The 8,348-nt window shown below is 65.7% G+C and carries 8 protein-coding genes; 7 read left to right on the forward strand and 1 reads right to left on the reverse strand.

Translation table 11 applies throughout. The features are described 5' to 3' along the window. The first annotated feature begins 456 nt into the window (after positions 1 to 456). The 6 genes from M3498_14915 (at position 457) to M3498_14940 (ending at position 5,766) form a co-directional block, all read left to right on the forward strand. Positions 457 to 1,572, forward strand: a complete 1,116-nt coding sequence (locus M3498_14915) for a P1 family peptidase (protein MDQ3460570.1) — start codon at positions 457 to 459, stop codon at positions 1,570 to 1,572. 100 nt (positions 1,573 to 1,672) lie between these two features. After that, positions 1,673 to 2,341, forward strand: coding sequence for a TetR/AcrR family transcriptional regulator (locus M3498_14920; protein MDQ3460571.1), 669 nt, complete (start codon positions 1,673 to 1,675; stop codon positions 2,339 to 2,341). 128 nt (positions 2,342 to 2,469) lie between these two features. After that, positions 2,470 to 3,447: a hypothetical protein gene (locus tag M3498_14925; protein MDQ3460572.1), complete on the forward strand. Its 978-nt coding sequence runs from the start codon at positions 2,470 to 2,472 to the stop codon at positions 3,445 to 3,447. Position 3,448: 1 nt separating this feature from the next. Continuing rightward, on the forward strand, positions 3,449 to 4,306 hold the full coding sequence (locus tag M3498_14930) for an SDR family oxidoreductase (GenBank protein ID MDQ3460573.1): 858 nt from the start codon (positions 3,449 to 3,451) through the stop codon (positions 4,304 to 4,306). Beyond that, positions 4,303 to 5,196 carry an NAD(P)H-binding protein gene (locus tag M3498_14935; protein ID MDQ3460574.1) on the forward strand — a complete coding sequence of 298 codons (894 nt, stop codon included), beginning with the start codon at positions 4,303 to 4,305 and terminating at the stop codon, positions 5,194 to 5,196. Before M3498_14930 ends, M3498_14935 begins: the two co-directional genes overlap by 4 nt. A 171-nt stretch (positions 5,197 to 5,367) precedes the next feature. Further along, entirely contained in the window at positions 5,368 to 5,766 is a 399-nt protein-coding gene (locus M3498_14940; GenBank protein ID MDQ3460575.1) for a hypothetical protein, read from the forward strand. A 73-nt stretch (positions 5,767 to 5,839) separates the two neighbouring features. Here M3498_14940 and M3498_14945 read toward each other — a convergent pair whose 3' ends face one another. After that, positions 5,840 to 6,406, reverse strand: coding sequence for a Uma2 family endonuclease (locus tag M3498_14945; protein MDQ3460576.1), 567 nt, complete (start codon positions 6,404 to 6,406; stop codon positions 5,840 to 5,842). A gap of 157 nt (positions 6,407 to 6,563) precedes the next feature. Here M3498_14945 and pgi point away from each other — a divergent pair, with 157 nt between their 5' ends. After that, on the forward strand, positions 6,564 to 8,201 hold the full coding sequence (gene pgi, locus M3498_14950) for a glucose-6-phosphate isomerase (protein MDQ3460577.1): 1,638 nt from the start codon (positions 6,564 to 6,566) through the stop codon (positions 8,199 to 8,201). Positions 8,202 to 8,348: the final 147 nt, after the last annotated feature.

The following is an 8,348-nucleotide window of genomic DNA, read 5'->3' on the forward strand; positions in this document are numbered from 1 at the left end:
AAACCGCACAGGCCACGCGCCGGGGTCCGCGATAACCACGTTTCAATTCCTTAGTAGGAAGACTCAAAACTCCGGCGCAATCTTAACCAGGAGCAAAAGCGCCAACTTTCAATTCCTTAGTAGGAAGACTCAAAACCCGTACTGCCACGTCAGCGACACACCCGGGGTATAGCCGATCTTGGTCGCGCTGTCTAGTCCCAGATCAGGTCAAACGACAAGAGTGAGGTTGTACACGAAGAAAACCGGCTCGAGCCGGGGTGTGTCGTTGTGCCGGGGTTTTTGCAGGATCGGACAGCGACACGCCGCGGTACCCAAATCACCTCTTCAGAGCATACCCTGAGCTTTGCCCTTTGGAAGCTCGAGAGACCGCTAGCGGGGTAGGCTTGATCCGGAGGCTCGAGTGGAAAGCGCAGCGCCGCACGTTTTTTGCCTTTGGCAGCCTGTTGGAGTGACCGCATGACGGCTGAGTCGGCACCTGTTCCGCCCAAACCCAGAGCGCGCGATTTGGGCGTGCCCTTCGAGGGTGAGACGGGATCCCTCAACGCCATCACCGACGTGGCCGGGGTCGAAGTCGGTCACTGCACCCTCGTCTCCGGCGAGGGACCCTTGCGCGTCGGCTTTGGCCCCGTCCGCACGGGCGTGACCGCTGTCTTGCCCCAGGGCAGGACCAGGAACGAAGCCGTTCCCGCGGCCTGGTTCTCGCTGAATGGCAACGGCGAGATGACGGGCACGGCCTGGCTCGAGGAGTCCGGGTTGTTGGGGGGCCCGGTGATGATCACCAACACCCACAGCGTCGGGACGGTGCGGGACGCGGTCATCGCCTGGCTCATCCGGCGCGACCTGAAGCGCGGCCCCTTCGTCCTGCCGGTGGTGGCCGAGACCTACGACGGCTGGCTCAGCGACATCGACGGCTTTCACGTGAGGGCGGAGCATGCCTTTGAGGCGCTCGACGGGGCTCGGGGCGGTAGCTTTCAGGAGGGCGCCGTAGGTGGCGGCACCGGCATGATCGCCTACCACTTCAAGGGCGGCATCGGCACCTCGTCGAGGCGGCTGGCTGAAGCGTATGGCGGCTACACCCTGGGGGTGCTGGTCCAGGCCAACTACGGCCGCCGTGAGGAGCTGATCATCGCCGGTGTGCCCGTGGGCAGAGAGATCGGCAGCCACATGCCCGAGCGCGGGACGACAGCCTCGGGCGACGGCTCGATCATCATCATCGTGGCGACCGACGCGCCGCTCTTGCCCCACCAGCTAGGGCGCCTCGCCAAGCGCGCCTCCCTGGGCCTGGCTCGCAGCGGCAGCGTCGCCCACAACGGCTCCGGCGACCTTTTTCTCGCCTTTTCCACGGCGGCGCCCGCACGCCGTGAGGGGGTGGAGGTCTGGCGGGCGCTTCCCAACGGCGAGATGGACGCGCTCTTCACGGCGACCGTGCAGGCTACCGAGGAGGCCATCGTCAACGCCCTGGTCGCCGCCGAGACGATGACCGGCGTCGAGGGTCGGACCGTTCATGCGCTCCCTCACGACCTCCTGCGGCAGGCACTCCTAAAGTACAAGCGCCTGAGCGGTCCCTCCTAAGGCCAGACCCCTTCGAACGCGACAGCCAGAGGATCATCTGTGACCCTATTGACAAACTTAACAGTGTTAAGTAAACTGGAGCCACTGTGAAGGAGTCACTGTGAAAAGAGAGACGCCCCCGACCCGCGCCGAGCGCATCCAAAAGGCCAGCGCCAGGCGCCGCACGCAGCGGAAAGAGGAGCTGCGGCGGGCGATCTTGGACGCTGCTGGGAGGCTCTTCCTCGAGCACGGCTTCGAGCGCTTCTCCTTGCGGCAAGTCGCCGAGCACATCGGCTACTCGGCCACCACCATCTACCTGCACTTCAAGGACAAGGACGCGCTTCTCTTTGCCGTGGCCCTCGAGGGCTTCAGCCACTTCGGCGAGGCGCTGCAGAAGGCTTACGAGAGCGCCGAGGAGCCGTGGCAGAGGCTCGAGGCCGTCGGCCGCGCCTATATCCGCTTCGGTCTCGGCCATCCTGTTCACTACCGCCTCATGTTCATGCAGCGCGGCGAGTTCATGACCCGGCCCAAGCCCGACGACCACAGGCCGCCCATCGACTCGTTCGGCGTCCTGCTGAGGGCGGTCGAGGAGGCGCTCGAGGCCGGGGTCATGAAGCCCGGTGACCCGACGGGCTACGCCAACACCCTCTGGGCCGGCGTCCACGGCATCGTCGCGCTCACCATCACCATGCCCTTTTGCGACGAGGTTCAAGCGGCACAGATGGCCGATGTCTTTTTCCCGATGACCGTGCGGGGTCTAGGGCACCCGAGAGCAGGTGACGCGATGTGAGGGCGCGGTTGTTTTTTAGGCCGTTAGATAACAGCATTAAGTTATAGAGATATGTTACGAAAGGAAAGATCATGAGCATGCAACCGTATAACAACAGCCCGTATAGCGACAGCCCGTATAACAGTCGGATGAGCCGCGCCACCGGCGTCAGACGCTCTTTGGGCCGGCTGTGGGCGACCAACGCGCCGCTCACCTTCGTCGGCTTGGCGATGATCGTCCTGCTGAGTGTTGCTTTGGCCGGCGTCCTTTTCGACCCGCGGGTGATCACCGGCTCGCCCGCCTGGCTCAAGCCCGGCAAGTTCGCCCTCTCCGTAGCCATCTACTCGCTCACCCTGGTGTGGCTGCTCGGCTTCGTGAAGGGCCGCGAGCGGTTGGTGGCGGTGGTTGCAAACGTGACAGCAGCGGCCTTTGCTGCGGAGATGCTCATCATCGTCTTTCAGGTGGTCCGCGGCACGACCAGCCACTTCAACGTCTCGAGCTCGCTGGACACCGCGCTCTGGACCGTGATGGCTGTCGCCATCGTGGTGCTGTGGCTGATGAACCTGCTTGCCGCCGCCCTGGTGACGCTGCAACGCTTCGACAACCCGGCCTGGGCCTGGTCGCTCAGGCTGGCGCTGCTGGTGACTTTCATCGGCCTCGGCCTCGGTTTTCTGATGACCAGCCCCACCGCGCAGCAGCTGGCCTCCTGGCAGTCGGGCGGCCCCGTTACGGTCGTCGGCGCGCACACCGTCGGCGCTCTTGACGGCGGGCCCGGTTTGCCCGTGGTGGGCTGGAGCATCCAAGGCGGCGACCTGCGCGTCCCGCACTTCGTCGGCATGCACGCCTTGCAACTCCTGCCCCTGGTCGGCTGGTTCATCTCGAGGCGTAGGCGCTGGCCCATGAGCAGCCGCGTGGCGATGGTCGTTACGGTGGCGCTCAGCTACCTGGGCCTGGTCGGGCTCGTCACCTGGCAGGCTTTGCGCGCTCAGCCCCTGCTTGCACCGGACGCGCTCACCCTGACAGCGTTGGCGGCTCTTGGGGCGGTGACCTTGACGGCCTTGCTGGCGTTCGGCCTCGGCGCGCGCGACGCAGCCTCGCCGGTCGTTCCCGGAATTCGAAAGGACTAGCATGGCTACCCGTCCACCCATCGACAACGGCACCGTTCTCATCACCGGCGCGTCCGCCGGCATCGGCCGGGAGTTGGCGCGCCAGCTCGCCCCCAGGGCCCGCACCCTGGTGCTGGTCGCACGCCGCGCCGAGCGGTTGGGGGCGCTGCGTGCTGAACTGCTGGCGGCCAACCCCGAGCTGAGCGTCTATCTGGCGCCCTGCGACCTGAGCGACCCCGGGGCCGTCTGCGCCATGCTCGAGGAGGTTCTCGACAAGGTCGGCGATATCGATATCCTCGTCAACAATGCCGGCCTGGGCAATCAGAACCTCTACGAGCGCGCGGACTGGGCGCGCGTCCAGGAGATCATTCAGGTGAACGTCTTAGCGCTCGCCCTGCTCACCCACCGGCTGGTGGGGCCGATGGTGGCGAGGGGCCGGGGCGGCATCCTCAACATCGGCTCGGGGGCCGGTCTGGCGCTGCTGCCCGGCGCCGCGGCCTATGTGGGCAGCAAGCACTTCGTCAACGGCTTTACCGAGACGCTCCGCTTGGAACTCACGGCTACGGGCGTGGCCGTGACGCAGGTCTGTCCCGGGCCCGTCGACACCGAATTCGACCAGGCGGCCGGGATCGAGGGTTTCGACGCGGGGCCGCCCATTCCCGCGCTGTCGGCGGCGCAGTGCGCCAGGGAGGCCCTGCGCGGCTTCGAGAAGGGCAGCGCGCTGGTCTTTCCCGGCTTCGCCTACCGGTCGCTGATGATACTCCTGGGGGTCTTGCCGCGCGCTTTGCAGCGCGCCATGCTGCGGCCCGCCGCCCGCCGCCTTCGCCGCTCGTCACCGTCATCACCACCGTCACCACCACCCAAAGGAGACGCGCCGTGAGCGAGGAGACGGTTGCCGTGGTCGGGGCGACCGGGATGCTCGGCGAGCCCGTGGCCCGGCAGCTTCTGCGCGACGGCTTCGCGGTGCGGCTGCTGGTGCGCGATGTCCAGAGAGCGCAAGAAAAACTCGGGCCGGACTTTAGCTACGTCCCGGCCGAGTTGGCGAGCGCCGACTCGCTCAGGCGCGCGCTCGAGGGCTGCGCGGGCGTCCACGTCAGCCTGCAAGCCGCCGGGGGTCCGGAGGCCATCGCTAGGGTCGAGCACCAGGGAACGACACGCCTCGCGGCCATCGCCGCCGAGCAGGGCCTGTCGCGGCTGAGCTTTCTCTCGGGGATGTACGCCGGTGAGGCGTTCGCGGACGCTCCGGCGGAACGGGCCAAAGCGAAAGCCGAGGAAGCGATCCGCCGGAGCGGTGTCCCCTTCACCATCTTCAAGCCCAGCTACTTTATGGAGACGCTGCCGCGGCACGTTCAGGGCAGGTACGCCGTCGTGCTGGGCCGTCAGCCCCACCCTCTGCACATGGTGGCCGCGGGTGACTACGCCCGGATGGTGTCGAGCGCCTACCGCAAGCCCGAGGCCGCGAACAAAAGCCTCTACGTGTTCGGACCCGAGGCGGTGACGATTTCCGAGGCGTTGCGCCTCTACACCTCCCTTGCCGAGCCCGGCAAGCGGGTCATGGTCGCGCCCCTGCCGCTCATGTCGGCGCTCGACACCATCTTTATGGGTCGCCGACTGGCGAGGACTCTGGCGCTCATGAAGGTGATGCAGCGCGTCGGCGAGGTCGGCGACCCGAGCGAGGCCAACCGGCTCCTCGGCGCGCCGGCGACGACCCTGCATAGCTGGTGTGAGCTTCAGCGGCGCGGCCAAAGCGCTGTGGATCGCCAAGCATGAGGCGCAACGATGAGAGGCGCAAAGATGAACCGGTCCGTTCGCACGATGAACGTCGCCGGTGTGGCAGCTTGCCTGAGTACGCCCCGGCCCTTTCCAAACCCATACCTGAGCCATACCTGAGCCCATACCTGAGGAGGTACGCTGATGTCCCCTGATATGTCCCCTGCTTCCATGCGCATTGCCGGTGTCCTGTTCGTTCTCGTTCCCACCATCGCCTTTGGCGGCGCCTCGCTGCTCTGGATGATCCGCTCGCGCCTGCCGGGCTACCTCGACAACCCGCTGCGTCAGGCGCTCTTTCGCGCCGGCCACGCCCACGCCGGCGTGTTGGTGATGCTCGCCCTGGTCGGGCTCCTCTACGTGGACGGCGCGGCGCTCGCCCCGGCGGCGAAGCGGCTGGTGCGCTCGAGCCTCGCCTTCGCGCCGATCCTCGTTTCCGCCGGGTTTTTTCTCTCCGTCGCTTCACCCCGGGCGGCCCGGCCCGGCAAGCTCATCGGGCTGGTTTACCTGGGCTTTGCCCTGCTGACGGTCGGCACCGTCACCCTGGGCGTGGGCATGCTGCGGGCAGGCTAGAGCGGCGATGATGTCAAAGAAGCTTCATGTTGTTCTCGACGCGACGGGCGGTGCTGGCACAGGCGTCGGAGGGTCAGCTCGAGCCTTCGTAGATGCCCTCGAGCGAGAGGGTTAGCTCCGGGCAGGGAAGTGGCACGAGGCCCTCACCCGCTACCTCCGCATGCCACCACATGCCCGTTTCGTCGCGGTAGTGGCGGCTGACCCGCCTTTCTTCTTGATGAACGATCACGTAGACCTTTAAGCTCAGCAGCCGCCGGTAGCTCAGCCATTTCTCGCGCCGATCGATGCTCTCGGTGCTGGGCGAGGTGACCTCGACGAGCAGGCAAGGCTCGGTTTCGATGAGCGGGTCTTGTGGCTCGGGGCCGCAGGCGACCATCACGTCCGGGTAGTAAAAGAGCGCTGAATTGCCGTCGTCGATGCGGAGCTTGACGTCGCTGATGGAGACGCGGCAGGGTGTGTCGTGAGCGGCGCTGAGGAGTTTTGAGGCGATAGTCAGCGCGATGCGGTTGTGACGCCTGCTCGCGCCTGCCTGCGCATGGAGCGCTCCCGCCACGTACTCGTGCTTGACCGCGGCGGACGCCTCGAGGGCCAGATAGTCTTCGACGCTGAGCGGGGGCTGCTTGCGGGCGGACTGTACCACGACCCCAGTGTAGCACGGCGCGCCCCGGTCTCGGCTCGAGCTCACGAGTTCTGCTGCGGGAGCGCGAGAATCAGGTACACTCGAGCTTACGACCAGCCGCGGTACCAAGGCGCATCCATTTCGTGCGGGTGTCCAAGCGGGCAGAGAGGGGTCAACGATGTCTATAACCGATACCCAGGCTTGGCAGGCTTTGGAGAGGCACCGGCGGGACTGGGGAGACCTCCACATGCGCGACCTCTTCGCCGCCGATCCTGGGCGCTTCGACAGCTTCTCGCTGCGCCTGGGCGACCTGCTCTTCGACTACTCCAAGAACCGCGTCACCGAGGAGACGGTGGCGCTGCTGCTCGAGCTTGCCGAGGAGGCGGAGCTTCCCCGGCAGATCGCGGCGATGTTCTCCGGCGAGAAGATCAACACCACCGAGGACCGCGCCGCCCTGCACGTCGCTTTGCGCAACCGCTCGAGCCGGCCCAGCTACGTGGGCGGCGAAGACGTCATGCCGGCAGTGAACGCGGTGCTCAAGAGGATGCGCGACTTCACCGAGAGGGTGAGGAGCGGTGCCTGGCGGGGCTTCAGCGGAGAGGCCATCACCGATATCGTCAACATCGGCATCGGCGGCTCGGACCTGGGCCCGCGCATGGTCACGCAGGCGCTCAGGCCCTGCGGGCACGAGCGCCTGCGCGTCCACTACGTGTCAAACGTCGACCCGACCGACATCACCGAAACCGTGAAGGGCTTGGCTCCCGAGACGACCCTCTTTCTAGTGGCCTCGAAGACCTTCACCACCCAGGAGACGATGGCGAACGCGCACGTCGCCAGAGGCTGGCTGCTCGCTCGAGCGGGCGACCCGTCCGCCGTCGCCAAGCACTTCGTCGCCCTGTCGACCAACCAGGAGGCGGTCGAAGCCTTTGGCATCGCCCCTGAAAACATGTTCGTGTTCTGGGACTGGGTGGGCGGCCGCTACTCGCTGTGGTCGGCGATCGGTCTCTCGGTTGCGCTCTACCTCGGCATGGACAACTTCGAGGCTCTGCTAGCCGGCGCGCACGAGGTGGACGAGCACTTTCGCAGCGCGCCGCTAGCTGAGAACATCCCCGTCATCATGGGCCTGTTGGGCATCCTCTACAACAACTTCTGGGGCGCCCAGAGCCACGCTATCTTGGCCTACGACCAGTACCTCGAGCACTTCGCCAGCTACTTTCAGCAGGGCGACATGGAGTCGAACGGCAAGCGCGTGACTCATGACGGCGAGCCCGTAGACTACCAGACCGGCCCCGTCATCTGGGGAGAGGTCGGCACCAACGGCCAGCACGCCTTTTTCCAGCTCATCCATCAGGGCACCAAGCTCATCCCCTGTGACTTCCTGGTGGCCGCCCAGAGCCACAATCCCATAGCCGACCACCACGCCATCCTGCTCGCCAACTTTTTCGCCCAGACCGAGGCGCTCATGAAGGGCCGCACCCCCCAGGAGACGCGGGCCGAGCTCGAGGGGGAAGGGCACGTGGGCGAAGCCTTGGAACGTCTGACGGCCGCGAAGACCTTTACGGGCAACAAGCCGACCAACTCACTCCTCTACAAGAAGCTCACGCCTCATACGCTGGGCGCGCTCATCGCCCTCTACGAGCACAAGATCTTCACGCAAGGCGCCATCTGGAACATCAACTCCTTCGATCAGATGGGCGTCGAGCTCGGCAAAAGGCTTGCCAGTGCCATCCTGCCTGAGCTGAGCGGGGACAAAGAGGTGAGCAGCCACGACAGCAGCACCAACGGGCTGATCAACTATTACAAGCAGCTACGATAAGCCTTCGGCGCCCTCTTGCGCTCACCGTTCGCTCAAATCGACAGCCACTTCCAAGAATGGACGTAAGCTCAGATCATGAGCGAAGATCTTAGCCTCAGCAACGAACGATTGGATGATATCCCGGTGCTTTTAGCCCATACCCGTTTC

This window comes from Deinococcota bacterium (assembly GCA_030858465.1).
In the GTDB taxonomy this organism is placed as follows: Bacteria; Deinococcota; Deinococci; order Deinococcales; family Trueperaceae; genus JALZLY01.